27 protein-coding genes are annotated in these 25053 nt (G+C 67.3%); 18 read left to right on the forward strand and 9 right to left on the reverse strand.

Translation table 11 applies throughout. The features are described 5' to 3' along the window. The first annotated feature begins 161 nt into the window (after positions 1-161). The 5 genes from pdhA to AMYAL_RS0116910 all read left to right on the forward strand — a co-directional run bounded on the left by pdhA (position 162) and on the right by AMYAL_RS0116910 (position 6428). Positions 162-1367 carry a pyruvate dehydrogenase (acetyl-transferring) E1 component subunit alpha gene (gene pdhA / locus AMYAL_RS0116890; RefSeq protein WP_020632484.1) on the forward strand — a complete coding sequence of 402 codons (1206 nt, stop codon included), beginning with the start codon at positions 162-164 and terminating at the stop codon, positions 1365-1367. 1 nt (position 1368) lies between these two features. Beyond that, positions 1369-2361, forward strand: a complete 993-nt coding sequence (locus tag AMYAL_RS0116895) for an alpha-ketoacid dehydrogenase subunit beta (RefSeq protein WP_020632485.1) — start codon at positions 1369-1371, stop codon at positions 2359-2361. A gap of 16 nt (positions 2362-2377) precedes the next feature. Further along, positions 2378-3727, forward strand: coding sequence for a dihydrolipoamide acetyltransferase family protein (locus tag AMYAL_RS0116900; protein WP_020632486.1), 1350 nt, complete (start codon positions 2378-2380; stop codon positions 3725-3727). Between the two features lie 149 nt (positions 3728-3876). Continuing rightward, the gene (locus AMYAL_RS0116905) at positions 3877-4452 is read left to right on the forward strand and encodes a TetR/AcrR family transcriptional regulator (protein ID WP_026467157.1); all 576 of its coding nucleotides are present in this window, start codon (positions 3877-3879) and stop codon (positions 4450-4452) included. Between the two features lie 26 nt (positions 4453-4478). Further along, complete coding sequence (locus tag AMYAL_RS0116910; protein ID WP_020632488.1) at positions 4479-6428, forward strand: ABC transporter ATP-binding protein; 1950 nt, start codon at positions 4479-4481, stop codon at positions 6426-6428. A gap of 12 nt (positions 6429-6440) precedes the next feature. Here AMYAL_RS0116910 and AMYAL_RS0116915 read toward each other — a convergent pair whose 3' ends face one another. After that, entirely contained in the window at positions 6441-7754 is a 1314-nt protein-coding gene (locus AMYAL_RS0116915; RefSeq protein ID WP_020632489.1) for a hypothetical protein, read from the reverse strand. A 58-nt stretch (positions 7755-7812) separates the two neighbouring features. Between AMYAL_RS0116915 and AMYAL_RS0116920 the strand changes: the two genes are divergently transcribed. Then, the gene (locus tag AMYAL_RS0116920; RefSeq protein ID WP_020632490.1) at positions 7813-8295 is read left to right on the forward strand and encodes an FxsA family protein; all 483 of its coding nucleotides are present in this window, start codon (positions 7813-7815) and stop codon (positions 8293-8295) included. A gap of 63 nt (positions 8296-8358) precedes the next feature. Beyond that, the gene (locus tag AMYAL_RS0116925; RefSeq protein WP_020632491.1) at positions 8359-8649 is read left to right on the forward strand and encodes a hypothetical protein; all 291 of its coding nucleotides are present in this window, start codon (positions 8359-8361) and stop codon (positions 8647-8649) included. Here the strand turns inward: AMYAL_RS0116925 and AMYAL_RS0116930 are convergent. Then, the gene (locus AMYAL_RS0116930; protein WP_020632492.1) at positions 8646-9236 is read right to left on the reverse strand and encodes an SCP2 sterol-binding domain-containing protein; all 591 of its coding nucleotides are present in this window, start codon (positions 9234-9236) and stop codon (positions 8646-8648) included. The genes AMYAL_RS0116925 and AMYAL_RS0116930 overlap by 4 nt on opposite strands. Positions 9237-9322: 86 nt before the next feature. Further along, entirely contained in the window at positions 9323-9967 is a 645-nt protein-coding gene (locus AMYAL_RS0116935; RefSeq protein ID WP_020632493.1) for an SCP2 sterol-binding domain-containing protein, read from the reverse strand. 127 nt (positions 9968-10094) lie between these two features. Between AMYAL_RS0116935 and AMYAL_RS0116940 the strand changes: the two genes are divergently transcribed. Continuing rightward, positions 10095-10760 carry a TetR/AcrR family transcriptional regulator gene (locus AMYAL_RS0116940; protein WP_005155885.1) on the forward strand — a complete coding sequence of 222 codons (666 nt, stop codon included), beginning with the start codon at positions 10095-10097 and terminating at the stop codon, positions 10758-10760. Here AMYAL_RS0116940 and AMYAL_RS0116945 read toward each other — a convergent pair. Further along, positions 10743-11588, reverse strand: coding sequence for a MaoC family dehydratase (locus tag AMYAL_RS0116945; RefSeq protein ID WP_026467159.1), 846 nt, complete (start codon positions 11586-11588; stop codon positions 10743-10745). The two genes, AMYAL_RS0116940 and AMYAL_RS0116945, sit on opposite strands and share 18 nt — an antisense overlap. Positions 11589-11590: 2 nt before the next feature. Continuing rightward, positions 11591-12925 (reverse strand): 3-oxoacyl-ACP reductase, encoded by a 1335-nt coding sequence (locus tag AMYAL_RS0116950; protein WP_020632496.1) that lies wholly within the window; start codon positions 12923-12925, stop codon positions 11591-11593. A 92-nt stretch (positions 12926-13017) separates the two neighbouring features. Here AMYAL_RS0116950 and AMYAL_RS0116955 point away from each other — a divergent pair, with 92 nt between their 5' ends. From AMYAL_RS0116955 to AMYAL_RS0116970, 4 genes are all read left to right on the forward strand, one after another. Then, complete coding sequence (locus tag AMYAL_RS0116955) at positions 13018-14307, forward strand: acetyl-CoA C-acetyltransferase (protein WP_026467160.1); 1290 nt, start codon at positions 13018-13020, stop codon at positions 14305-14307. A 70-nt stretch (positions 14308-14377) separates the two neighbouring features. Continuing rightward, positions 14378-15331 (forward strand): daunorubicin resistance protein DrrA family ABC transporter ATP-binding protein, encoded by a 954-nt coding sequence (locus AMYAL_RS0116960; RefSeq protein WP_020632498.1) that lies wholly within the window; start codon positions 14378-14380, stop codon positions 15329-15331. Continuing rightward, a complete protein-coding gene (locus AMYAL_RS0116965) occupies positions 15328-16131 on the forward strand; it encodes an ABC transporter permease (protein WP_020632499.1) in 804 nt (267 codons plus the stop codon). Before AMYAL_RS0116960 ends, AMYAL_RS0116965 begins: the two co-directional genes overlap by 4 nt. A 97-nt stretch (positions 16132-16228) precedes the next feature. Continuing rightward, positions 16229-16600 carry a YciI family protein gene (locus AMYAL_RS0116970; RefSeq protein ID WP_020632500.1) on the forward strand — a complete coding sequence of 124 codons (372 nt, stop codon included), beginning with the start codon at positions 16229-16231 and terminating at the stop codon, positions 16598-16600. 61 nt (positions 16601-16661) lie between these two features. Here the strand turns inward: AMYAL_RS0116970 and AMYAL_RS0116975 are convergent, their stop codons facing one another. Together AMYAL_RS0116975 and AMYAL_RS0116980 are read right to left on the reverse strand one after the other, a co-directional pair. Then, positions 16662-17168: a DoxX family membrane protein gene (locus AMYAL_RS0116975; protein WP_020632501.1), complete on the reverse strand. Its 507-nt coding sequence runs from the start codon at positions 17166-17168 to the stop codon at positions 16662-16664. A 130-nt stretch (positions 17169-17298) separates the two neighbouring features. Next, complete coding sequence (locus AMYAL_RS0116980; protein ID WP_020632502.1) at positions 17299-18330, reverse strand: glycerophosphodiester phosphodiesterase family protein; 1032 nt, start codon at positions 18328-18330, stop codon at positions 17299-17301. Positions 18331-18401: 71 nt separating this feature from the next. On the opposite strand from AMYAL_RS0116980, the gene AMYAL_RS0116985 reads away from it, so the two are divergent. The 6 genes from AMYAL_RS0116985 (at position 18402) to AMYAL_RS0117010 (ending at position 23058) form a co-directional block, all read left to right on the forward strand. Next, positions 18402-19163: a MerR family transcriptional regulator gene (locus AMYAL_RS0116985; RefSeq protein ID WP_020632503.1), complete on the forward strand. Its 762-nt coding sequence runs from the start codon at positions 18402-18404 to the stop codon at positions 19161-19163. Positions 19164-19268: 105 nt separating this feature from the next. Next, positions 19269-20459, forward strand: coding sequence for an ATP-binding protein (locus AMYAL_RS0116990; RefSeq protein WP_026467161.1), 1191 nt, complete (start codon positions 19269-19271; stop codon positions 20457-20459). A 68-nt stretch (positions 20460-20527) separates the two neighbouring features. Beyond that, a complete protein-coding gene (locus AMYAL_RS0116995) occupies positions 20528-20800 on the forward strand; it encodes a hypothetical protein (protein WP_143267706.1) in 273 nt (90 codons plus the stop codon). Positions 20801-21031: 231 nt separating this feature from the next. Continuing rightward, complete coding sequence (locus AMYAL_RS49880; RefSeq protein WP_005155873.1) at positions 21032-21181, forward strand: hypothetical protein; 150 nt, start codon at positions 21032-21034, stop codon at positions 21179-21181. 238 nt (positions 21182-21419) lie between these two features. After that, a complete protein-coding gene (locus tag AMYAL_RS0117005; protein WP_020632506.1) occupies positions 21420-22346 on the forward strand; it encodes a bifunctional helix-turn-helix transcriptional regulator/GNAT family N-acetyltransferase in 927 nt (308 codons plus the stop codon). Between the two features lie 85 nt (positions 22347-22431). Beyond that, a complete protein-coding gene (locus tag AMYAL_RS0117010; protein WP_020632507.1) occupies positions 22432-23058 on the forward strand; it encodes a hypothetical protein in 627 nt (208 codons plus the stop codon). Here the strand turns inward: AMYAL_RS0117010 and mctP are convergent. Next, positions 23055-24698 (reverse strand): monocarboxylate uptake permease MctP, encoded by a 1644-nt coding sequence (gene mctP / locus AMYAL_RS0117015; RefSeq protein WP_020632508.1) that lies wholly within the window; start codon positions 24696-24698, stop codon positions 23055-23057. The two genes, AMYAL_RS0117010 and mctP, sit on opposite strands and share 4 nt — an antisense overlap. Next, entirely contained in the window at positions 24695-24973 is a 279-nt protein-coding gene (locus AMYAL_RS0117020) for a DUF3311 domain-containing protein (protein ID WP_026467162.1), read from the reverse strand. The genes mctP and AMYAL_RS0117020 overlap by 4 nt, the downstream gene beginning before the upstream one ends. Positions 24974-25053: the final 80 nt, after the last annotated feature.

The raw sequence follows: 25053 nt of genomic DNA on the forward strand, positions 1-25053 counted from the left end.
CACTGACCAAAACGGCATCCGGCATGCCAGGATGTGCGCACGAACCGTCAACGCCGATGGTGACCCAGCGCTTCAGATCCGACGCGCTGGTCCCCGCCGGCGCAGTCACTGTGGCCGCCACAAGTGGCCGCCAGAGGCGCCGACATCAAGGAGAGCAGCGCATGCCGTCCGAACACTGGACGCACCCGGAACCTGGAGACGGTCCCGCCGCCGTAGCGGCGCAACCTTCCCCCGAACAGGTGATCGCCGGTTTGCGAGCAACGAGTGAAGGTGGCGCTGAGCTGACTCAGCTGCTCACCCCCGAAGGCGAACGGGTCTCCTCGCCGCAATTCGACCGGTATGTCGACGACATCGACGCCGAAGCCCTCAAGGGCCTGTACCGCGACATGGTCCTGGTCCGCCGCGCGGACCGCGAGGCCAACGCGATGCAGCGCCAGGGCCAGCTCGGCATCTGGGTCCCGCTGCTCGGTCAGGAGGCCGCGCAGATCGGCTCCGGCCGCGCGCTGCGGAAGGGCGACATGGCCTTCCCCAGCTACCGCGAGCACGGTGTCGCGTACACCCGCGGCGTCGACCTCAAAGAGGTGCTCGGCATCTTCCGCTGCACCGACCACGGTGGCTGGGACTACAAGGCCCACGGCTTCCACCCGTACACCATCGTGATCGGCAACCAGGTGCTCAACGCCGCCGGTTACGCGATGGGTCAGAAGTTCGAAGGCAAGGTCGGCGACGACGACAGCGAAGCGACCATCTGTTACTTCGGTGACGGAGCGACTTCGCAGGGCGACGTGCACGAAGGCTTCGTCTGGGCCGCCGTCTACGACGCGCCGCTCGTGTTCTTCTGCCAGAACAACCAGTGGGCGATCTCGGAGCCGACCGAACGTCAGTCCCGCCTGCCGCTGTACCAGCGCGCCCGCGGCTACGGCTTCCCCGGCATCCGCGTGGACGGCAACGACGTCCTCGCCTGCCTCGCGGTCTCCCGCTGGGCGCTCGAAGAGTGCCGTCACGGCAACGGCCCGGTGCTGATCGAGGCGTTCACCTACCGGATGGACGCGCACACCACCACCGACGACCCCACCCGCTACCGGCTCTCCGACGAGCTGGAGGAGTGGAAGCTGAAGGACCCGATCGAGCGCGTCCGGGCGTATCTCGCCCGCGGTGGCGGCGCCGATCAGGCGTTCTTCGACCAGGTGCAGGCCGATTCGGACGCCTTCGCGGCCGAGCTGCGCGAGTACTGCTTCAACATGCCCGAACCGCCGCCGGACCGGATCTTCTCCAACGTGTACGCGGAGTCCACACCGCTGCTGGACGCGCAGCGCGAAGAGTTCCTGTCCTACATGGACGGTTTCGTCGGGGCGGGTGAGCACTGAAATGGCCGACCTCCAGAAACTCACCATCGGCAAGGCGATCAACCTCGGCCTCCGGCGCGCCATGGAAGAGGACCCGAAGGTCCTGATCATGGGTGAGGACGTCGGCAAGCTCGGCGGCGTCTTCCGCATCACCGACGGCCTGCAGAAGGACTTCGGCGAGCAGCGCGTCCTGGACACGCCGCTGGCCGAATCCGGCATTATCGGCACCGCGGTCGGCCTCGCCGTCCGCGGATTCCGCCCGGTGTGCGAGATCCAGTTCGAAGGCTTCATCTTCCCCGGCTTCGACCAGATCTCCAGCCAGGTCGCGAAGCTGCACTACCGGACGCAGGGCAAGATCAAGATGCCCATCGTGATCCGGGTGCCGTTCGGCGGCGGCATCGGCGCGGTCGAGCACCACTCGGAGTCGCCGGAATCGCTGTTCGCGCACATTCCCGGTCTCAAGGTCGTGTCGGTTTCGAACGCCGTCGACGCCTACTGGGGTATCCAGCAGGCGATCAAGTCCGACGACCCGATCCTGTTCTTCGAGCCGAAGAAGCTGTACCACTCGGGCGCGATGAAGTCCGAGGTCGACACCGACGGCACGCCGGACCCGCTGTTCAAGTCCCGCGTCGTCCGCGAAGGCACGACGGCCACCGTCGTCGCGTATGGCCCGTCGGTGAAGGTCGCGCTCGACGCGGCGACCGCCGCCGAGGACGAGGGCAAGTCCCTGGAGGTCATCGACCTGCGGACGCTGTCCCCGCTCGACCTGGGTCCGGTGTTCGAGTCGGTGCGCAAGACCGGACGGCTCATCGCGCTGAGCGAGGCGCCGTCGGAGTCTTCGCTGACCTCGGAGATCGCCGCACGCGTGCAGCAGGAATGCTTCTACTCGCTGGAAGCCCCCGTGCTGCGGGTGACCGGATTCGACACGCCGTACCCGCCCGCCAAGCTCGAGGAGCACTACCTCCCCGACCTGGACCGGGTGCTGCACACCGTCGACCGTTCGCTCGCCTGGTAAGGGGGAAGTACCTGAAATGCCCGAGTACAAACACTTTCCCCTCGCCGACACGGCGGAGGGGCTGACCGAGGCCGACATCATCGCCTGGCAGGTCAAACCGGGTGACACCGTGACGGTGAACCAGATCGTGGTCGAGGTCGAGACCGCGAAGGCCGCCGTCGAACTGCCCATCCCGTGGGCGGGCGTCGTCACCGAGCTGCTCGTCGAACCGGGGCAGACGGTGGAGGTCGGCGCGCCGATCCTCACCATCGACGTCGACCCTGGCGGCAAGGCGGCCCCTGCCGCCCCGGTGGCGGAGGAAGCGGCCGAAGAGGAGATGAAGCCGCTGGTCGGCTACGGCTCCAAGGCCGTCGTCACCCAGCGACGGGCGCGGAAGGGCGCGGCTCCGGCCGTGGCCGTCGCACCCGCTCCGGTGGCCGTGGCTCCCGCACCCGTCGCCGCCGCGCCTGTGGCGCCTGTGGCGCCTGCCAAGCCGAAGGGCGGGTATGTCCCGCTGGCGAAGCCGCCGGTGCGGAAGCTCGCCAAGGACCTCGGCGTCGACCTGCACGCGCTCACCGGCACCGCCGACGGCGGCGTCATCACCCGTGACGACGTGCACGCCGCCGCCAACGGTTCCGCCGCACCCGCCGCCGTCCAGTCCGTTGTGGACAGTGGATACGACCCCGCGACGCGGGAACGCCGGGTGCCGGTCAAGGGTGTTCGCAAGGCCACCGCCGCCGCGATGGTGCAGAGCGCCTACAGCGCCCCGCACGTCACGGAGTTCCTCACCATCGACGTCACGCCGATGATGGAATTCCGGGAGAAGCTGAAGAAGTCGCGCGAGTTCGCCGGGGTCAAGGTCACCCCGCTGACCTTCGCGGCGAAGGCCGTTTGCCTGGCGGCCAAGCGCACTCCGGACGTCAACGCGGTGTGGGACGAGGCCGCGCAGGAGATCGTCTACAAGGACTACGTGCACCTCGGGATCGCCGCGGCCACCCCGCGCGGACTGGTCGTGCCCAAGGTCCGTGACGCGGATTCGATGTCACTCAAGGAACTCGCGATCGCGCTCACCGAGCTGACCGACGTCGCCCGCCAGGGCAAGACCACTCCGGCGGCCATGCTCGGCGGCACGATCACCATCACCAACGTCGGCGTCTTCGGCGTCGACACCGGTACGCCGATCATCAACCCCGGCGAGTCCGCGATCCTGTGCCTCGGCGCGATCAAGGACACCCCGTGGGTGGTCGACGGCGAGATCAAGGTGCGCAAGGTGCTCCAGCTTTCGCTGAGTTTCGACCACCGCGTGGTCGACGGGCAGCAGGGTTCGGAGTTCCTGGCCGACGTCGGTGCTCTGCTGGCCGACCCCGCGGTCGCGATCACCTACTGACCCAAAGTCCGTGAAGGCCTCCTTCCCTACTCTCAAGGTAGGGAAGGAGGCCTTCACGGACTTCAGCCTTATTCACTTGACGGAGTGAGCGCTCACTCCGCACACTGGACGGCATGACAGAGACCACCGCCCGGCGGAGAGCGCCGGGAATGAGCCCCGAAGAGCGACGGAGGATGATCGTCCAGTCCGTGCTGCCCCTGATGGTGGAGCACGGCGCCGGCGTCACCACCAGCCAGATCGCCCGTGCCGCCGGCATCGGCGAAGGCACGGTCTTCCGGGTCTTCAAGGACAAGGACGAACTCTTCGCCACCTGCTTCGCCGAAGCGCTGAAGCCCGACCAGGTGCTCGACGCCATCGCCGTGATCGACCTCGAACAGCCTCTCGACGACAGGCTTGTCGAGGCGGCCGACGCGCTCAGCGCCCATCTCCAGCGGATGGGCGCGCTGATGGCGGTCATGCACGGCTCCGGCAGGCGGCCCGAGCACCGCCACAGCCCCGGCGACGGCCGGGACCGGCGCAAGGAGTCGATGACCGCGATGCGCGAGGCCATGGCCGAACTGTTCGAACCGGAGCAGAAACGGCTTCGGCTGCCGGCGTCGCAACTGGCGGCGCTCTTCCTTTCGCTGCTGTTCAGCGGCCGGATGCGGTTCGACGCGAACGGTGACGAGCCCACCACGATGGAACTCGTCGACGTCTTCCTCAACGGCGCCGTGGGGGCCGCGTGATCGGCCCGCCCGGCGGGGGTGGCGGCATGGAGATGCTGCTGGCCAGGGGTGGCAGGCGACGCCGTCCGCCGTCGACGGTGCCCGACAGCGGGCTGACCGGTCCGGTCGACATCCCCGAACCCGAACCCGAAGCTCTCCCGAAGGACCTGAAGTCCCGGCTCAACCGCATGTGGGTCAACATCGCGGGCACGGTCCGGGGCCTGCCCAAGGTCGCGAAGCTGACCTGGCAGGCGAGCCCGTTCCTGACCATCACGATCACCTTGGTGACCCTGCTTTCCGGTCTGCTGCCCACGGCGACCGCGTATGTCGCGAAACTGCTGATCGATTCGGTCGTCGCGGCGATCCAGGGCCACGGCACCAAGAGCGCGATCGTCGGTGTCGCGCTGTTCCAGTTCGGCGTCCTCGTGCTCACCGCGCTTTCCCAGGCGCTGACCACCTACGGTCAATCCCTGCTGCAGGAACGGATGACGCTGACCATCCGCCACCAGGTGATGAACCACGCGAGCAGCCTGCACCTGTCGTACTTCGAGGGTTCCGCGTCCTACGACATGCTGCGACAGGCCGCGCAGGAGGCGCCGACCCGGCCGCTGTCGATGATGAACTCGGCGCTGGGCCTGGTTCGGACGTTGATCACCTTCGCGAGCATGATCGCGCTGCTCGTCTCGATCAGCCCGCTGCTGGCCCTGGTCGCGCTCGTCGCGCCGATCCCCGCGTTCATCTCGCAGTCGAAGTACGGCGCCCGCGCGTTCTGGCTGACGTTGATGATGTCACCGCTGAAACGACGGATGGACTATCTGTCCTCTTTGGTCACCACGGACACCTACGCCAAGGAGACCAAGCTCTTCGGGCTCGGCCCGTACTTCGTCGACCGGTTCCAGCGGCTCGGCCAGGTCTTCTACGAACGTCAGCGGAAGCTGACCCGCAAACGCAGCGTCAGTTCGACGTCGTGGGGGCTGCTGAGCACCGCGGCCGGATCCGCGATCGCGCTGTACATCGCGCTGGAGGCCGTCGGCGGCAGGCTCACCCTCGGCGATCTCGCGCTGTACACGGCGGCCGCGGCGTCCGTGCAGACGTCGGTCCAGGGCCTGTTCACCGCGTTTTCCGGGATGTACGAGAACAATCTCTACCTCGACACGCTGTACCGCTTCCTCGGCACGAAACCGGAGATCGTCGCGCCGCCGGAACCGCGCCCCCTTCCATCCACTGTGGAGGGACACATCCAGTTCGAGGAAGTGTCCTTCACCTATCCCGGAGCGTCGGAACCCGCGCTCGACGGCGTGAGCTTCGAGATCCGGCCCGGCGAAACGGTCGCCGTCGTCGGCCGCAACGGCGCCGGGAAGTCGACGCTGTTCAAACTGCTGTGCCGGCTGTACGACCCGACGGGCGGGCGGATCCTGCTCGACGAGGTCGACATCCGCGAATACGATCCGGTGGAACTGCGGCAGCGGATCAGTGCGATGTTCCAGGACTACGTGACTTACCAGGGCACCGCGGCCGAGAACATCGGGCTCGGCGACCTCGCGCATCTGGTCGACCGCGAGCGGATCGAGGATTCGGCGAAGCGGGCCGGTGCCGACGAGCGGATCGAGCGCCTGCCCAGCGGATACGACAGCCCGCTCGGCCGCTGGTTCGACCAGGGCGTGAGCCTTTCCGGTGGCGAATGGCAGAAGATCGCGCTGGCGAGGGCGTTCCTGCGGGAGGCCCCGATCCTGATCCTCGACGAACCGACGTCCGCGTTGGACGCCCAAGCCGAGCACGACCTCTTTTCGCGCCTGCGGGAGCTTTCGGAGGGACGGACGACGCTGTACATCTCGCACCGGTTCTCCACCGTCCGGCAGGCGGAGCGGATCTTGTTGCTGGAGCACGGAAAGGTCGCCGAGTACGGGACGCACGACGAACTGATGGCGGCGAAGGCAGGCTACGCCGACCTGTTCACCCTGCAGGCCGCCGCGTACCTCGACGAAGCCGTCAACTGAGGCAGGCGCGGGTCAAGGCAGGTAGGACCGGACGATGACGTATTCGGCCGGGAGCTCCATTTCGGCCACTTCAGAACCTTCGAGCGCCACTGTCTTGGTCCCGCCCTCGACGATCACTTCGGGTACCACGAACCCGACACCCCGCAGCTCGGACATCCGGATCCGCAGCACGACCCCGGACGCCAGGATGCCTCGGAGGTCGATCTTCCCTCTCGACAGGGAGGAATTGAGGATGACAACCTCCCTGGCGTCCAGGCGGGCGGAGTCGAGCTTCCTGAAGTCGAAGACGCAGTTCTCGAACTCGCAGTTCTCGAATCTGATGCGCCCTCGCTCGTTCCCACCTTCGAAACCGAGTGTCGCGTTCACGAAGTGACAGCCACGGAAGGTGAACTGCTCGCGATAGGCCAGGCTGACGCCGAAGGAGAGCCGTCCGCCGAACCACGCGTCTTCGAAGGTCCCGCCACGAGTGAACCGGGTGTCGGAGTTGCGGAACGCCGCCCCGACGTAGGACACCGATTCCGCCTGCCGGGGCCCGGCCGACAGGACGTCACCCTCGAACACGACCCGGTCGAACCGGATCCGGCCCGCGGTGGGCAATTCCATCACCGATTGGGCGGAGAACCTGGCCCCGGTCAGGTCCAGATCCAGCTTCGGTGTCCGCCAAGTGGTCGAGAGGCGGTCGTCGAGCACCCGGAGCACCGACTCCCGGACCTTCCGTTCGGTCTCGTCGCTGTCTTCGGCGGGTAACCGCAGGTAACCGCAGAGCACGTCGACGCAGATCTGCCGGTTCGCCACCCAGTCGTCGGCGAGACCGGCCATCGCGTACAGCCCGGCGAGCCGGACCGTGGCGTTCTCGTGGGCGAGTTGTTCCGCGGCGGTCCCGAAGCGCTCGTTGAAGCTCTGTGCCTGCTCGCGTTCGTCCTTGGCCTCGTCCAGGCGGTGCTCCGCTTCGGCGACCCGTTGTTTGCGCAAGTTCACCGCCAGCAGGACGACACCGCCCAGCCCGGCGACGACGGCCAGCGCGATCTTCAGCAGTTCCAGGACCTCCGTCGTCCCGAAGGCCGTGGCGGCGGGGAGCCGGGGGAAGCCGAGCAGCCAAAGCAGCCCGGCCCCGGTCAGGCCCGCGACGACGACCGCGAGCGTCATCCACCGGAAGACCGCGCTCGCCATGGACTGATGCCGCCACGGTTCGATCGGCGGGCGCCCTTCCGTGCCCCGCCGCCGTCGAACGCGGCGCAGCCTGCCGACGCCGAGGATCACCAGCGCCGCCGCCACCGTCATCCCACCGAGTACGCGAGGGTCGCCGTGACCCAGCCAGGTCCACACGATCGACCACCGTATCGGGGTTCGGGAGCAAAACGGGCAAGCCGTACGTTGTCCAGGTATGGCTGTCGCGTTCTTGCTCTATGTCGTCGCCGAGATCGCCGCCGTCTGGGCGGTGGGCTCGGCCATCGGGGTGCTCGGCACGATCGCGCTGCTCTTCGCCGGTGCGTTCGTCGGATCCTGGCTCGCGCGCCGCGAGGGCGGCCGCGCCTTCCGGGCGTTCGCCGAGTCCGCGCGGCTCGGCCGCCCGGCCGACGCGGAGAAGGAACTCACCGACGGGATGCTGATCGGCCTCGGCGGCCTGCTGATCCTGCTGCCCGGTTTCGTCAGCGACGTCATCGGCCTGCTGCTCATCCTGCCGCCGACTCGCAGTGTCGCGCGCAAGGTCTGGCAGAAGCGGATGGCCAGCCGGGCGGTCAAATTCGCCAACCGTGCCCGCGGGCCGGTGATGGTGGTGGACAGCGAGGTCGTCACCGACACTCCTCCGGCCGAGGCCACCAGGAAGCAGCCGCCGGTGATCGAGGGCCGCATCGTCGAGGGCTGACCGCCGCTCAGCTTAGACACCAGCTTCGCCACTAGACTCCAATGTCTAAGCTAGGACGGCGGCATGCTCCACGACGACCTCGCCGAGGACGTGGCCCCCGCTTCCACGGACAGCCCGGCACCTCCGAAACGCCGTGCCGACCGACGCGAAGAAATCCTTGACGCATTGGGTGACGACGAGGCGACACGTGCCGATCTGGTGGCGGCGACAGGCCTGCACGACCGCACGATGACGCGATGGTTGACGGTCCTTCTCCGGCAGGGCCTGATCGAGGCGACGGAGAAGAACCTTCGCAGTCCCAACGTCCGCTACCGCCGCACGCCTCAGCGAACCCTCGACGAGCCGGGTGGCTAGCTCCCGCTCGGCTTCGGGATGTCGAAATACCCGCTGAACCGCACCGCCGGCGCGTACTCGCCCTTGACCTTCACCTTGCCGGTCACGAACATCGCCGCCACCGCCGCGTTGCCGGTGGCCATCCGGATGAAGTCGTCGACGGACAGCGTGATGGTGGTGTCCGGAGTGCGCGCGAGATCGGTGCTGGAAACGCATACGCCGTCTTCGATGACCGTTTGAAAACGATCGAAACCGTCTTCTCCGTCACCATCGGTGAAACGCCAGGCGACGACGAAGTCGACATGCCGTGCGCGTTCGGGAGCGAAATGGTCCGACATTCTGCGGAAAATCTCGTCGAGGAACGCCGAACGCAGTTCCCGGTGATCCGCGATCGCCTTGAGTTGTTCTCGCGACGCGCGTTGCACGACGTCGACGAGCACTTCGGTCTCCAGTGAGCTCAGCTCGATGCCCGCGCCGGTTTCGCCCAGCATGTGCAGGGTTTCCAGCACCTGCGTGAACTGCTCCGGGGTCAGTTTGGCGAGTTCGAGCTTCTCCGCGAAAGCGTTGATGACGTGCTCGCCCGCGGTGCGTGTCTTGTGCAGCCGCAACGGGCGGGAAAGGCGTACCTTGTCCCGCCAGCGCCGGTTCGGAGAATTTCTGGACACGGGTCGGAAGTGTATCTGTTCGGCCGGGTTCAGGACGGCTCGTGCGTTCTCGGAAGGTCGAAGAAACCGATCAGGCCAGCCGCGAATGCCAGGTCACCTTTTACTTTGATCTTTCCCGTGACGAATAGCACAGCGGGCGTCGCCTGATGGGTGATGAGCCGGAAGAAATCGACGGGCGCGATCGTGATCGTCACCCTCGGCTTCTCCTTCATGTCCCTGCTCACCGTGCACTCACCATGCGAGATCACCGTCTCATAGCGGTCGTACCCGCCGGCGCCGGTACCGCCGGACAGCCGCCAGTGGACGACAGCGTGCAGCGTCTTCGCCCGGTCCTGCCGGATGTGGGCGCCCATGCGGTCGAAGATCTCGCGCAGCACACGCTCCCGGAGCGGCCGTTCGGCGACAACGCTCTCGAGCTGCGTACGCGAGGCGCGCGCGACGAGGGTCGCGAAGCGGATCGGGTCGACCTTGCGGAGGTCGAACGCGGGCGCGGACTCCGCGAGCCGTCCCAGTGCGGCCAGTAGCCGCCGGACGTCGTCCTTGCCGAGGTCCTTCGGGTCGATGGCGCCTGCGACCTCGTTGACGTCGAGAGAGTGCGCCTCGGCCGAATCCGGCTCGATCCGCTCCAGCGCGTCGACCAGCGCGCGGCCGGTCAGCCCCACGATCTCGGTCATTTTCCCTCCAGCTCCAGCTACCAGAGCGTAAGGCTACCCGCCAGTAGGTAGGCGGGCAAGCGTGCCGAAATCACCCTTGCCCGAAGGGGCCCGGTAGCGTTCTACGCGACTAATGGGAGGTCCTGAGTTGTCCGAGGAAGTACCGCGTCCCGCCGAACGCGCCAAAAGGCTGCCGAGAGCGGTGCGGGAACGCCAGATCCTGGACGCAGCGGTCTCGGTGTTCTCGCGCTACGGCTATCACTCCGCGTCGATGGACGAGATCTCCGAGGTCGCCGGCGTCTCGAAGCCGATGATCTACACCTACCTCGGCTCCAAGGAAGACCTCTTCGGCGCGTGCATCCGCCGCGAAGCCACCCGCCTGCTGGAGGCCGTACAGGACGGGATCAAACCCGATCTGCCGCCCGACATGCAGCTTTGGCACGGACTTCGCGCGTTCTACCGGTTCGTCGCCGAATACCGCGAGTCCTGGACGGTGCTGCACCGCCAGGCCATGACCGTCGGCGGCGCCTTCGCCGCGGAGATCACCGACATGCGCACCCGCGCGATCGAGCTGGTCGCCGCGCTGGTCGTCTCCGCGGGCACCCGCAAGGGTCTCGGCGAACAGGCCGAGTTCTCCGGCGCCGGGCTGTCCGCCGCGCTGGTCGGGGCGGCCGAGTCGCTGGCCGACTGGGCGCTCGACCACCCCGATGTCTCCGACGGCGTGCTCGCCTCGTGGCTGATGAACCTGGTCTGGCTCGGGTTCAACGACCTGGTCGAGGGCGAGATCTGGAAGCCGTCAGAGAGCGACGACTGAGCCCTCCAGATGCGGCTTCGGCTTGCTCGCGTTCCACAGCTCGAAGGCCCAGCCGTCGCCTTCACTCCATGAGGTGAAAGCCGCCTTGGCGGGCAGCAGCACGGGCTGCTTGAACTTGACGTCGACGGCGAAGGCCTCCGGAAGCCTGCCTTCGAACGCCGCGAGCGCGTGCGCCTTCGTCCACATACCGTGCGCGATCGCGGCCGGGAAACCGAACGCCTTCGCGGTGATCGGGTGCAGGTGGATCGGGTTGCGGTCGCCGGAGACCTCGGCGTAGCGGCGGCCGATGTCTCCGGGCACGTGCCAGATCGCGTTGGGCGACGGCTGCGAGAGCTGACCGCGCGAGGTCTTCTCGCCGCTGCCGCCACCACGGCGCAGGTACGTGCTGACGTCCGTCCACACCGGACTGTCGTTGACGAGCAGCTCGCTGACGACGTCGAACTGCTTGCCCTTCTCATGCGGCCGCAGATCCTCCGCGCGCACGCTCAGGGTGAACGACTCGTCGAGCCGCAGCTGACGGTGCTGGGTGATCCGGTTGGCGACGTGCACCATGCCCAGCAACGGGAACGGGAAGTCGGCCTCGGTCATCAGCGCCATCTGCAGCGGGAACGCGAGGATGTGCGGATACGTCGCCGGGAGCACGTCGTCCAGCCGGAATCCGCACACCTGGTTGTACGCGGCGAGCTGCGCCGGGTCGACGACGACGCCCTCGCGGACGAACTCGGTCGACGGCAGCGTGCTCCCGCCGCTCTTGCGCAGCGAACCGAGCAACGCCTTGGGATACAACGAAGACAGGCTCGGGGACTCGCGGAGTTCCTTGACGGCCATGATCACGCTCCCAGCAGTGCCTGGCCGCAGACGCGGACCACGTTGCCGTTGACCGCGGCCGAAGCCGGGTTCGCGTACCAGGCGATCGTCTCGGCGACGTCGACCGGGAGCCCGCCCTGGCCGAGGCTGGACAGCCGCCGCCCGGCCTCGCGGATGAACAGCGGCACCGCGGCGGTCATCTTGGTCTCGATGAAACCGGGCGCGACGGCGTTGATCGTGCCGCCGTACTCGGCGAGCTGAGGCGCGCCGACGTTCACCATGCCGATGACGCCCGCCTTGCTGGTGGCGTAGTTGGTCTGGCCGACGTTGCCCGCGATCCCGGCGATCGAGGAGACGCCGATGATCCGGCCGTTGTCGTGCAGCACCTTGCCGGACAGCAGCTTCTCGTTGACCGCGAGCTGCGAAGCGAGGTTGACGGAGATGACCGAGTCCCAGCCGCCTTCGGTCATGTTGCCCAGCGTCTTGTCCCGCGTGATGCCCGCGTTGTGCACGACGATGTCGACGCCGCCGTGACGCGTGGTCAGGTACTCGGCGAGCTTCTCCGGCGCGTCGGCGGCGGTGATGTCCAGCTGCAGCGCCGAACCCCCGACCTTGTTGGCCACCTTCGACAGATCCGCGCCCTGGGCGGGGATGTCGAGCGCGACGACGTGGGCGCCGTCGCGGCCCAGCACTTCGGCGATGGCGGCACCGATCCCGCGGGAGGCACCGGTGACCAGGGCGACCTTGCCGTCGAGCGGCTTCGCCCAGTCCGCCGGGGCGGAAGCGGTCTTGGTCTCGGTGCCGACGCGGATGACCTGGGCGTCGACGAAGGCGGACTTCGACGACAGCAGGAAGCGGAGCGTGGACTCAGTGGCCTCTTCGGCACCTTCGGCGACGTACACGAGCTGAGCGGTCGCGCCGCGCTTCAGTTCCTTACCGACGGAGCGAACGAAGCCTTCGAGCGCGCGCTGGGCGATCCGCTCGTGCCCTTCGGCCAGTTCCGGCGGCGTTCCGAGGACGACGACGCGGCCCGAAGGCCCGACGCTCCGGATCACCGGGTGAAAGAAGTCGTAGACCTCGCGAAGCTGCTTCGGGTCCTTCACACCTGTCGCGTCGAAGACGAGCGCGGCGTGCTTGTCGGTCGCGGTCGAGATGACCTCGACGCCCGCGCGGTGCAGCTGCGCCTCGATCACCTTTTCGAGGCGACCGCCCGGCGCGGCGCCGAGAAGTGCGGGACCCTCCAGGGCGGGCTGGCCCGGCTTGTACCGGCGAAGCGTCGCGGGATTCGGCAGGCCGAGCTTCGGCACCACGAACTTCCCCACCGGGGATTTCGTGAACTGCTGGTACCTGTCAGCCATTACGTGCCTCCCGTGCAGTTTGCATCACGTCGCATTCTAACCTACTCGCTAGTAGGTTACAGTGTGAGAGAGCCTACGGAGGAGTGGAAAAAATGGCCACGAAAAGGACGGCACCCGTGCGCAAGGTAGCGATCATCGGCGGCAACCGGATCCCCTTCGCCCGGTCGAACGGGCCGTACTCGAAGGCGTCGAACCAGGACATGTTCACCGCCGCCCTCGACGGCCTGGTCAGCCGCTTCTCCCTGCAGGACGAGGTGATCGGCGAGGTCGCCGCCGGCGCGGTGCTCAAGCACGCCCGCGACTTCAACCTCGCCCGCGAAAGCGTCCTCGGCAGCAGGCTGAACCCCGCCACCCCGGCGTCGGACGTGCAGATGGCCTGCGGTACCGGCCTCCAGGCGATCGTCAACGTCGCCAACAAGATCGCGCTCGGCCAGATCGACTCGGCCATCGCGGGCGGCGTCGACACCACGTCCGACGCGCCGCTGGCCGTCAACGACGACCTGCGCCAGATCCTCGTCCAGCTCAACGCCGCGAAGACGCTCCCCGAACGGCTGAAGCTCGCCGCGAAGCTGCGTCCCGGCCACATCGTCCCCGAGATTCCGCGCAACTCCGAGCCGCGCACCGGCCTGTCGATGGGCGAGCACGCCGCGCTGACCGCGAAGGTCTGGGAGATCACGCGCGAGGCGCAGGACGAACTCGCCGCGACCAGCCACCAGCGTCTCGGCGCCGCGTACGACAAGGGCTTCTTCGACGACCTGGTGACGCCGTACCTCAAGCTGGCCCGCGACCAGAACCTGCGACCGGACTCCAGTGTCGAGAAGCTCGCGAAGCTGAAGCCCGCCTTCGGTGGCCCCGAAGGCACGATGACCGCAGGCAACTCGACGCCGCTCTCCGACGGCGCCTCGACGGTCCTGCTCGCGACCGAGCAGTGGGCGAAGGCCCGGAAGCTGCCGGTGCTGGCGTACCTGACGTTCTCGCAGACCGCGGCCGTCGACTACGTCCACGGTGACGAAGGCCTGCTGATGGCGCCCGCGTACGCAGTCCCGCAGATGCTCACGCGCGCCGGGCTCACCCTGCAGGACTTCGACTTCTACGAGATCCACGAAGCCTTCGCTTCGCAGGTGCTCGCCACCCTCAAGGCGTGGGAGGACCCGGCGTTCGCCAAGGAGAAGCTGGGTCTCGACGAACCGCTCGGCTCCATCGATCGGGCGAAACTGAACGTCAACGGCTCGTCACTGGCGGCCGGGCACCCGTTCGCCGCGACCGGCGGCCGCATCGTCGCCACCCTCGCGAAGCTGTTGAACGAGAAGGGATCCGGCCGCGGACTCATCTCGATCTGCGCCGCGGGCGGTCAGGGCGTCACCGCGATTCTCGAAAAGTAGTCAGTCCGCTCTGCGCGGATCAGGGAAAAACCCCGGTGCCATTGTCGGTGCCGGGGTCTAGTTTGTCCGCATGTTCGCAGTGCAGGCGAAAGCGCTGGTCAAGACCTACGGGTCCACCAAGGCGCTCGACGGAGTCGATCTGGAGATCCCGGCGGGCAAGGTGCTGGGCCTGCTGGGGCCGAACGGCGCAGGCAAGACGACAACGGTCCGCATCCTGACCACCCTGCTCCGCCCGGATTCGGGCGAGGCGGAGGTGGCCGGGCATGACGTGCTGGCCCAGCCCGACGCCGTCCGGCGGTCGATCGGGTTGTCCGGGCAGTACGCCGCCGTGGACGAGAACCTCACCGGGTTCGAGAACCTGTACATGGTCGGCAGGCTGTACGGGAGCAAGAAGGCCGCCGCGAAGTCGAGGGCGCGCGAGCTGCTCGCGCGGTTCCGGCTGGAGGACGCGGCGGACCGCCCCGCCAAGACGTATTCCGGTGGTATGCGGCGACGGCTCGACCTCGCGGGGGCGCTGGTCGCCGAGCCGACCGTGGTGATCCTCGACGAACCGACCACCGGGCTCGACCCGCGCGGCCGGATCGACACCTGGGAGGTCATCAAGGAACTCGTCGCCGACGGCACCACGGTCCTGCTGACCACGCAGTACCTGGAGGAGGCCGACCAGCTCGCCGACTCGATCGTGGTGATCGACAAGGGGAAGGTCATCGCGCGCGGCACGGCCGACGAGCTCAAGCAGGAGATCGGCGGCGAGCGGCTGGAGCTGGTCGTCGCGTCCGCCGACGACCTCGCGGCGACCACTCAGGTGCTCGCCGAGGTCGGCTCGGGAACGCCGTCGGTCGACGAGCACACCCGCAAGGTCGACGTCCTGGTCGAGGGCGGGCCGAAGGCACTGATCGAGGCACTGCGGCGGCTGGACGGCCACGGCGTCGCCGTCCAGGACGTCGCGCTGCACCGGCCGACGCTCGACGACGTCTTCCTTTCGCTGACAGGGCACGCCACGGACGAGGGGGAGAAAAAGTGAGCTCGGTCGCGAAAGCCTTTTCCGACGGTGGCGTGATCACCTGGCGGAACCTGAAGAACGTCCAGCGCAACCCGGACTGGCTGATGGCGGCGACACTGCAGCCGATCATGTTCGTGCTGCTGTTCGCGTACGTCTTCGGCGACGCGATCGGCGGCGAGGCAGGCGGGCTCGCGTACCGCGAGTTCCTGATCGCCGGCATCTTCGCGCAGACGGTCGCGTTCAACTCGGCGTTCACCGTGATCGGGTTCGCGAACGACCTGCAGAAGGGCATCATCGACAGGTTCCGGTCGCTGCCGATCTCGCGCCTCGCGGTGATCTTCGGGCGGACGACGTCCGACCTGGTGATCAGCGTCGTGGCGCTGGTCGTCATGTCGCTGTGCGGGCTGCTCGTCGGCTGGCGGATCCGCGGCAGTTTCCTCGACGCGGTGCTCGGCTACCTGGTGATGCTGATGTTCGCCTGGGCGCTGTCCTGGGTCGGCGCGTGGATCGGGCTCGTCGCGCGCAGTGTCGAGGTGGCGCAGAGCGCCGGGCTGATGTGGATGTTCCCGCTCAGCTTCATCTCGACGGCGTTCGTCCCGGCGGACAAGCTGCCGGGCGTGCTGAAGGCGATCGCCGACTGGAATCCGTTCACCGCGGTGATCAACTCGGCGCGTGACCTGTTCGGGAACCGCTTCGGCGTGGCCCCGACGGGCTGGCCCGCCGAGCACGCCTCGCTGTACGCGATCCTGTGCTGCATCGCCATCATCGCGATCTTCGCGCCGCTGGCGACGGCCCAGTACAAGAAGGTCGCGAGCCGCTGAGAATTTTTCGGCAGAAATGTCGAACCGCCGTCGAGCCGCTCGACGCGTCGGTGAAGGCGAGGTAGAAACAGCCCCGCCAAGACACTGAGGAGCAGCGATGCGGTTTCTGATGATGCACCGGCTGGACGAGAGCGCCCCGGAAGCCTGGAACCCCAGCAAGGAGTTCATCGAGCAGATGGGCGCCTTCGTCGAGGACTCGTTCAAGAAGGGCATCCTCATCACGGCGGAGGGCGTGCACCCGTCGGAGCGGGGCGCGAAGGTCCGCAAGGTGCGCGGCGGCAAGATCACCGCGACCGACGGCCCGTTCACCGAGACCAAGGAGGTCATCGGCGGATTCGCGCTCATCAACGCGAAGGATCTGGCGGAGGCCGTCGCTTTCGCCGAGACCTACGCGGCGCTGTTCGACGAGATCGAGGTCGAGGTGCGGACCGTCGTCGAGATGGAGGACATCGAGGCCTTCACCTCATGACCCCACGCGTTCAGTCCTCTGGATGCGCCGGAAACGCATCCACAGGACTGAACGCGGGTCGCTACTTGGTCAGGCGCTTTTCGGCCTTCTTCGCCAGCTTCTCGGCGTGCTTCTCCGTCTTCGACGCGGCCCGCTTGGCGCGCCAGCCGAGCGACGGCTTGCCGGCGGTGTCGGCGGCGGCCAGCAGCAGGCCACCGGCGAGACCGGCGTTCTTGATGAACTGGATCTGCTGCTGCTGACGTTCGGCCGGTTCCTTGATCTCCCAGAACCGGTGTGCCGCCAGCGTCGTCGGGACGAGGCTGCCGAGCAGCAGCAGCGAGGCCAGGCGCGGTGCCTTGCCCGCGGCGAGCGCGACCCCGGCGCCGACCTTCACCGCGGCGTCGATCCGGACGAGGGTGGCGGGATCGCGCGGCACCGACTCCGGCACCACACCCTCCAGCTTGTCGAAGGACTCGGTGAGGAACGGCTCCGCGGCTTTGGCGTGCCCCTGGGTGTCCCTCAGCGCGCCGATCCCGCCGGAGATGAAGATCGCGGCGAGGAGCGGACGTGCGACGCGACGGAGAATCACGGTCGTAGCCTTTCTGGATCCGGGCACGGGAAACAAACCTATCCCCAGTCTTCCCGCCCGCCACTCCGCCGAACCGCGCTAACGGAGTATCTTGGAATATTTCTCTGACACTAGACAGTGATAGATTTTGCTATCGGGCCGGATACGCCCTCGGCAGCTTGAAGCCGCGGTCGGCCGCGACCTGCCGCAACCGGTCCGGGTAGTCGGTGATGAGACCGTCGACGCCGTCATCGATGAGCTTGTGCATGGTGGCCGGGTCGTCGATCGTCCAGGGAACGACCTTGATCCCCGCGCGATGCGCCTCGCTGACCAGCGCCTTCGTCGTGAACGGCCGATAGTCGGGGTCGCCGACCTTGCCACCCTGCGGGTTGCCGTGCACCGGCGAGAGCGCGCTCGCGCCGAACGACTTCACCGCGCGGACGGGGCTGCCGCCGAAGTCGTCGATGTCGAGCCCACCGAGCCACGGCGATTTGCCCGGCTGCCCGACCTGCAGGAACTCCGGCTGCGTCAGCGCGACCGTCGGGATCCACGGCGCGACCTTCCGCAGGAGCATCAGCGAGCCCCAGTCGAAGCTCTGGACCGTGACGTTGTGCGCGAATCCGCCGCGCAGGATCTCGCGCACCGCCCGCTGGACGAACTGCTCGCGCGGCGCGGTCTCCTGCGGGGCGGCGGCCTCGACCTTGGTCTCGATGTTGAACTTGATTCCCCAGGCGCGGTGCTCGCGCGCGAGCTGGAACAGCTCGGCCAGCGTCGGCATCCTGGCGCCGGGGGAGAGCGTCTGGCCGGGGAAGTTCGGCTGGCGGATCGAGCCGCAGTCCAGCGTGCGGACCTGCGCGAACGTCAGGTCCTTCACGTATTTGCCGACATACGGGTACGCCGGGTCGCCGGGCGTCGCGGGCGCGGTGTCGCGGCACTTCGCGGGCGTCGTCTTGCGGTCGTGGGTGATCACCTCGCGACCGTCCTTGGTGATCTGGAGGTCGAGTTCGAGCGTGGTCACCCCCAGCTCCATCGCCTTGCCGAACGACGCGAGCGTGCTCTCGACGGTGAGCCCGAGCCCGCCGCGATGGGCCTGGATGTCGAAGGTGCGACGCGGCTGCGCGTCGGCGACCCCGGCCGTGCCCAGGGTCAGCGCAGCGGCCATGACCAGCGCGAATGTCCTCATCCGGGAACCATGCCACGGCCGGGTGAACTTCGATTGACTTTGACGCAACGTCAACCTCTACCTTCGAGGACATGCCGAACGAGAAGGAGTGGTCGATCCAGGACATCGCCCGCTCGGCCGGGACCACGAGCCGCACGCTGCGCCACTACGGCGACATCGGGCTGCTCGAACCGAGCCGGGTGGGGAGCAACGGATACCGCTACTACGACCAGGACGCGCTGGTACGGCTGCAACGGATCCTGCTGCTTCGCGAACTCGGGCTGAGCTTGCCCGCGATCGGCGAAGTGCTCGAAGGGGAGCAGGACACGACAGCGGCGCTACGCACGCACCTGAAGTGGCTGGAGCAGGAGCGACAGCGGCTCGGACGGCAGATCGAATCGGTCAGGACGACCTTGAAGAAGACAGAGAGAGGTGAACAACTGATGGCAACGGAAGTGTTCGACGGCTTCGACCATACGAAGTACGAGAAGGAGGTCACCGAACGCTGGGGCGCCGACGCCTACAAGCAGGGTGACCGGTGGTGGAAGTCGCTGAGCGCCGAGGACAAGAAGGCGCACCAGGAGGACCAGAAGGACATCGCGGCCGCGTTCGGCGAGGCCCGCGACCGGGGCCTGCCCGCGGACGGCGACGAGGCTCAGGCGATCACGCAGCGGCTGTACGAGTGGCTCCGGCCGGCCGTGCGGGCCGTGTCGAAGGGCTACTTCGCCGGTCTCGGGCAGCTGTACGTCGACGACCCGCGCTACGGGCAGTACGACGAGAAGCACGGCTCGGGCACCGCGGAGTACATCCGCGACGCGATGGCGGTCTACGCCGAGCGCAACCTGAGTGAGTAAGAACGGAGGACGGGGCTGCAGACCCGTCCTTCGCCGGCGCGACACGCGCTAGGTGAATATCGCCGAATATCGGGTCCACGCTAGAAACGCCGATAGCGTGTGAGAGTGGATCCCATCCGCAACCCCTTCGCCCCTGGCGCCGGTCAACGGCCGCCTGAGCTGGCAGGTCGCGTGCGCGAACTCCAGGCCTTCGAGGTCGTGCTCGAACGGGTCGCCCGCGGAAGACCGGAACGCAGCCTGATGCTGACGGGCCTGCGCGGCGTGGGGAAGACCGTGCTGCTGGGCGAACTGCGCTCGAAGGCCATCAAGCACGGCTGGGGCGCGGGCAAGATCGAAGCCCGCCCGGACACCGAACTCCGGCGGCCGCTCTCGGCCGCGTTGCACCGCGCGATCCGCGACCTCGCCGTGCGACATCGCGCGCCGGACCGTGTCGAGCAGGTGCTCGGCGTACTCAAGGCGTTCGCGCTGCGCGCCAACAAACCGGACGCGAAGCTCCGCGACCGCTGGCAACCCGGTATCGACGTGCCCGCCGCGCAGGGCCGTGCCGATTCGGGCGACATCGAGATCGACCTGGTCGAGCTGTTCACCGAGGTCGCGGAGCTGGCCGCAGACGTCGGCACCGGGGTCGCGCTGCTGATCGACGAGATCCAGGATCTGCTGCCCGAGGACGTTTCCGCGCTCTGCGCCGCCTGCCATGAGCTCTCGCAGTCCGGGGCGCCGCTGGTCGTGGTCGGTGCGGGGCTGCCGCACGTACCCGCCGTCCTCTCGGCGTCGAAGTCGTACTCGGAGCGTCTCTTCCGTTACGCGCGTATCGACAGGCTGGAGCGCGAAGACGCCGACCTCGCGGTGATGGCGCCCATCGAACGTGAGGACGCGGGTATCGAACCGGAGGCGCTGGACGCCCTGTTCGACGCGTCCGGCGGCTATCCGTACTTCATCCAGGCGTACGGCAAGGCAGCCTGGGACGCCGCACCCGCCGACCCGATCACCGTGAAGGACGTCCAGGTCGCCGCCCCGGAGGCCGAAGCGGAACTCGCTGTCGGCTTCTTCGGGTCCCGCTACGAGCGCGCGACACCCGCCGAACGTGAGTACCTGCTCGCGATGGCCGAGCTGACGCAGGGCCGGGACGAGCCGGCCGGAACCGCCGATGTGGCCGTCTACCTGGGGAGGAAGCCTTCGTCACTGTCGCCTGCACGGGACAGCCTGATGAAGAAGGGCCTGGTCTACTCCGCCGAGCGCGGGCACATCGCCTTCACCGTCCCGCATTTCGGCCACTACTTGCTCGGCCGGGACTAGGTCCTTCTTCGGCTTTATTGCTTCAGAACTAGAAAGTCGTAGAGAACACTACGCGGCCACACTTGTTCATGGCCCAGTCTCGTGGCACGTCCGCCATGCCCGGCGGGTTCACTCCGATGGACCCGGTCGAGGAGACCATCCGGTTCGCGCCGGGAGACCTCGACCACGCCTGGGAGGCACACGCCCTCGGCACCTATCACGACGCAGTGGCCGCCCTCACACCCCAGCGGTCACAGGCCTTCCAGGACGCCTACGTCGGCGCTTTGGCGGGCCTTCTGCGCGCCGATGAAACCTCGGTGCTCAAGTCAGAGGTGCTCTACGCCTTCGGTCGACGGCCCTGAGCTGCTCCAAACGGGTGTACGAGGCCATCCCGGAACGTCGCCAGAGGCGCCCAGCGTTACCAAGAAGTGACCGGCGACACCAAATACCTCCGGATTTCGACTCCTGTTGCCGACGATTCATCGGCAAGTGCGCCAAGTCACCGGATAATCGTTGGCTTCCTTGTGAAAAAGAGTGCATACTAGAAGCACAGCCACCGAGACACAAGACCCTCAAGGGGATGACTTAAACCGATGAACAACATCGCCGCCAAGCTCCGTGCCCGTCGCGCCGAGGCTCGCACTCGCCGGGCCCTGAACCGGGCGATCGACACCGCGGCCACCGCGACCGTTCGTCAGGAGCTCATCGCTATCTCCCAGGCGCACCACACGCACATGCGCTGAGCCGACAACAACCGTTGTAGGTGTCGCCCATTCGAGTGACCTACGACACATAGTGCGTGAGGTGTAACGCCGCGGAACGCGGCGTCGATACCCACTACGACCCCGTGATGCTGGCGGACCCCCGACCTGGCAGCATCACGGGGTTTCCATATGTCCGGACCCCCTTCGGAAATTTCCTGCCTTCGCAGCTTCGCGGGGTAATGTTTGATCAAGTCAACGAATCTGTTGAGGTGGTCAAGTGAATCGATCCGCGGACCGGGTGGCGACCGTCCGGGCCTTCAACCGCCTGTACACCGGCGTGATCGGCGTCCTCGACGAAGGACCGGCCGACGCCGAGTACTCCCTGAGCGAAGCCAGGGTGCTCTTCGAGATCGCGCAGCGGGATCCGACTCAGGTCACCGACCTGCGCAAACGTCTCGACCTCGATGCCGGGTACGCGAGCAGGCTGCTCGCGAAGCTCGAAGAACGAGGTCTTCTCACGCGCGAACGCAGCGACGAGGACGCTCGCCGTCAGATCGTCAGGCTGACCGAAAACGGCCACCAGGCCTTCGCCGTCCTCGACGCCCGATCGGTGGACCGGATCGGCTCACTGCTCGGCCGGTTCGGCGACGACGAGCAGGAACGGCTGCTCGGTGCGATGGACACGATCACCTCGCTGGTCGGCGAGCGCGCGTCGGATCCCACGCTGGTCCTGCGCCCGCCGCGGCCGGGCGACTTCGGCTGGGTGGTCCATCGCCACGGCGCCCTCTACTCACGCGAGTACGGCTGGGACGAACGCTTCGAAGCCCTCGTCGCCCGCGTGGTCGCGGACTACGTCGAGAACCGCGGTGAACCCCGCCAAGCGGGCTGGATCGCCGAACTCGACGGGGAGCGCGTCGGCAGTGTCTTCTGCATGCCCGCCGAAGACGGCACGACCGCGAAGCTGCGGATGCTGCTCCTCGAACCGGCCGCACGGGGACGCGGCGTCGGAAAACGCCTGGTCACCGAATGCGTCGAGTTCGCGAGGGCGTCCGGCTATCCGGCGATGGAGCTGTGGACGGTCTCGCTTCTGGACGCGGCGAGGGCGATCTACCGGAAGGCGGGCTTCCGGCTGGTCAGCGAAGAGACGATCCCCGGCTTCGGCCACGAGCTGACCGGGGAGACCTGGCGGCTGGAGCTGCGGTGACGGGGAAGCCACTTTCGCAGCGGTGAAGGTGGCTTTCGTGACGTGTCGGCCCCGAACGTTCACGCGGGCAGGGTTATCTGGGGGAGTGAACTGGACCGCGTACCTCGACGGCTACTGCGAACGGCTGACCCCCGGACTCTGGGGCGAACCGCTCAACAGCCTCAGCAACCTCGCGTTCCTGATCGCGGCGATCGCCGTCTGGCGGCAACCGAAAGGCCGCGTCTTCGCGATCCTCATCGGGCTGGTGTTCCTCGGCAGCACGACCTTCCACCTGCTCGCCACCCGCTGGTCCGCGGCCGCCGACACCGGTTTCATCCTGGTGTTCGTCCTGTACTACGCCGCCGTGTTCCCGCACGTGTTCTTCGGCGTCAGCCGCAGGCTGTCCTGGCTGGCGATCCCGGTGTTCCTCGCCTTCACCGCCGTCGTCGCGTCGCTGGGTGGCGGGATGTATCTCTCGGCGCTGATCGGGCTCGTGGTCTTCGCGGTCATCCTCAAGGGCGAACACCGCCGCAGGTTCGCCCTCGCGGCCGGCGTTTTCGGGGTGTCCCTTTCGTTCCGCACGGCCGACCACGCCGTCTGCGGGAACTTCCCCGCCGGAACGCACTTCGTCTGGCATCTGCTGAACGGGCTCGTCCTGTATCTGACGGCCACGGCGGCAACGAGAAGGGCCGCGTCCGAACCGGACGCGGCCCCTTCGCGGCACAGTGACTAGTGGACGCCGATTTCGCGGAGATCCTTGTCGTGCTCGTCGGCGTGGTAGTCCTCGGGCTCGGTGTCGTCCGTGCCGTTGAAGACCTTCAGCTGCCGTGCGATCACCGTGAAGATCACCGCGATCAGCAGGTTCGCCACCAGCGCGACGAACCCGACGTAGATCTGCAGCTGCGAACCGCTGAACGGGTGCCAGCCGAAGATCGACAGCTGGTCCAGCGCCAGCGCGGAGCCACCGAAATGCTCCTTTTTGGTGGCCGGGTTCGGGATGTTGTAAAGCATGATCAGGCCCCAGCCGATGCCGACCACCCAGCCTGCGATCAGGCCCCAGCGGTGGAACCACCGCGTGTACAGCGAGATCGCGACGGCCGGCAGGGTCTGCAGGATCAGCACGCCGCCGATGAGCTGCAGGTCGATCGAGAACTGCGGGTCGATGAACAGGATGAACGCCACCGCGCCGAACTTGACGATCAGCGAGGCGAGCTTGGCCTGCTTCGCCTCCTGGCCCGGCGTCGCGTTCTTCTTGATGTACTCCTTGTAGATGTTGCGCGTCCACAGGTTGGCCGCCGCGATCGACATGATCGCCGCGGGCACCAGCGCGCCGATGCCGATCGCGGCGAACGCGATCCCGGCGAACCACGAGGAGAACTGCGAGTCGAACAGCACCGGGACGACGGTGTTCGTGTCGGGCTTGCCGGTGGCGTTGTTGGTGATCGGTGAGACCGAGGCGCTGATCGCGACGTAGCCGAGCAACGCCAGCAGGCCCAGGACCAGCGAGTACGCCGGGAGCGCAACCATGTTCCGCTTGATCACGCTGCGGCCGCGGGAGGCGAGCACGCTGGTGAGCGAGTGCGGGTACAGGAACAGCGCGAGCGCCGAACCGAGCGCCAGCGTGGCGTACTGCAACTGGTTGTTGGCGTTGAGCAGGATGCCGTCCGTCTTCGACGGCGTCTTGTCGAACTTCGCCTGCGCCGAGTCGAAGATCGCCGACCAGCCGCCGAGCTTCGAGGGCAGGTAGATGATCGCCACGAGGATCACGATGTAGATCAGGATGTCCTTGACGAACGCGATCAACGCGGGCGCGCGCAGGCCGGACTGGTAGGTGTAGACCGCCAGGATGATGAAGGCGACCAGCAGCGGCAGGTGCCCGACGATGCCGGAACCGTTGATACCCATGGTCCGCAGCACCGCTTCGAGGCCGACGAGCTGCAGCGCGATGTACGGCATCGTCGCGATGATGCCGGTGATCGCGATCAGCAGCGCCAGCGTCGGCGAACCGAACCGGCCGCGGACGAAGTCGGCGGGGGTGACGTATCCGCGAACACGCGAAACCGACCACATGCGCAGCGCCGGCATCAACACGATCGGGTAGACGATGATCGTGTACGGCAGGGCGAACATGCCCATGGCGCCGGCACTGAACATCAGCGCGGGGACGGCGACGAACGTGTACGCCGTGTAGAGGTCACCGCCGAGCAGGAACCAGGTGATCCACGAACCGAACTTGCGGCCGCCGAGACCCCATTCGTCCAGGTGGTCGAGAGTGTTGCCTGCCTTCCAACGCGAAGCGACGAAGCCGAGCACGGTGACCACCGCGAAGAGGAGCGTGAAGATGATCAGCTCCGGCCATTGGATGTTGGTCACTTGACGTCCCCCTCGTCGAGCTGGTCCACGGACAACCGGTCGGGACGCTCACTGGTCGGCTTGTCCTTGGTCATCACGTAGACGATCCCGGTGCACAGGACGCCGACGGCCACGAACACGAATTGGAACCAGTAGAAGAACGGCATCCCGAACAGCCGAGGGCCGTCCGCATTGAACAGCGACGTGATCAGCACCAGCAACGGGATGATCAGCAGGAGGTTCCAGGGACTGAACTGAAAGCCCCTCACCTTCCCGTCTGACTTACCTGACGCCATCGGACCTCACCTAACATTCCCGTAACCCCGGATGGACCCGATGACCCTAGAACCTCTTGCCCACCTGGGTCACGCCTGTC

Origin of the sequence: Amycolatopsis alba DSM 44262 (assembly GCF_000384215.1) — a bacterium.
In the GTDB taxonomy this organism is placed as follows: Bacteria; Actinomycetota; Actinomycetes; order Mycobacteriales; family Pseudonocardiaceae; genus Amycolatopsis; species Amycolatopsis alba.

Excerpts from the sequence above, each read along its gene's own strand:
- AMYAL_RS0116945 (WP_026467159.1), bottom strand. The coding sequence starts at position 11,588 with ATGGCCGTCAAGGAACTCCGCGAGTCCCCGAGCCTGTCTTCGTTGTAT.
- AMYAL_RS0116960 (WP_020632498.1), top strand. The coding sequence starts at position 14,378 with ATGTTCGCAGTGCAGGCGAAAGCGCTGGTCAAGACCTACGGGTCCACC.
- AMYAL_RS0116935 (WP_020632493.1), bottom strand. The coding sequence starts at position 9,967 with ATGACCGAGATCGTGGGGCTGACCGGCCGCGCGCTGGTCGACGCGCTG.
- AMYAL_RS49880 (WP_005155873.1), top strand. The coding sequence starts at position 21,032 with ATGAACAACATCGCCGCCAAGCTCCGTGCCCGTCGCGCCGAGGCTCGC.
- AMYAL_RS0116925 (WP_020632491.1), top strand. The coding sequence starts at position 8,359 with ATGCTCCACGACGACCTCGCCGAGGACGTGGCCCCCGCTTCCACGGAC.
- AMYAL_RS0117020 (WP_026467162.1), bottom strand. The coding sequence starts at position 24,973 with ATGGCGTCAGGTAAGTCAGACGGGAAGGTGAGGGGCTTTCAGTTCAGT.
- AMYAL_RS0116950 (WP_020632496.1), bottom strand. The coding sequence starts at position 12,925 with ATGGCTGACAGGTACCAGCAGTTCACGAAATCCCCGGTGGGGAAGTTC.
- AMYAL_RS0116995 (WP_143267706.1), top strand. The coding sequence starts at position 20,528 with ATGGCCCAGTCTCGTGGCACGTCCGCCATGCCCGGCGGGTTCACTCCG.
- AMYAL_RS0116970 (WP_020632500.1), top strand. The coding sequence starts at position 16,229 with ATGCGGTTTCTGATGATGCACCGGCTGGACGAGAGCGCCCCGGAAGCC.
- AMYAL_RS0116905 (WP_026467157.1), top strand. The coding sequence starts at position 3,877 with ATGAGCCCCGAAGAGCGACGGAGGATGATCGTCCAGTCCGTGCTGCCC.
- AMYAL_RS0116955 (WP_026467160.1), top strand. The coding sequence starts at position 13,018 with ATGGCCACGAAAAGGACGGCACCCGTGCGCAAGGTAGCGATCATCGGC.
- pdhA (WP_020632484.1), top strand. The coding sequence starts at position 162 with ATGCCGTCCGAACACTGGACGCACCCGGAACCTGGAGACGGTCCCGCC.
- AMYAL_RS0116985 (WP_020632503.1), top strand. The coding sequence starts at position 18,402 with ATGCCGAACGAGAAGGAGTGGTCGATCCAGGACATCGCCCGCTCGGCC.
- AMYAL_RS0116910 (WP_020632488.1), top strand. The coding sequence starts at position 4,479 with ATGGAGATGCTGCTGGCCAGGGGTGGCAGGCGACGCCGTCCGCCGTCG.
- AMYAL_RS0116900 (WP_020632486.1), top strand. The coding sequence starts at position 2,378 with ATGCCCGAGTACAAACACTTTCCCCTCGCCGACACGGCGGAGGGGCTG.
- AMYAL_RS0116980 (WP_020632502.1), bottom strand. The coding sequence starts at position 18,330 with ATGAGGACATTCGCGCTGGTCATGGCCGCTGCGCTGACCCTGGGCACG.
- AMYAL_RS0116895 (WP_020632485.1), top strand. The coding sequence starts at position 1,369 with ATGGCCGACCTCCAGAAACTCACCATCGGCAAGGCGATCAACCTCGGC.
- AMYAL_RS0116920 (WP_020632490.1), top strand. The coding sequence starts at position 7,813 with ATGGCTGTCGCGTTCTTGCTCTATGTCGTCGCCGAGATCGCCGCCGTC.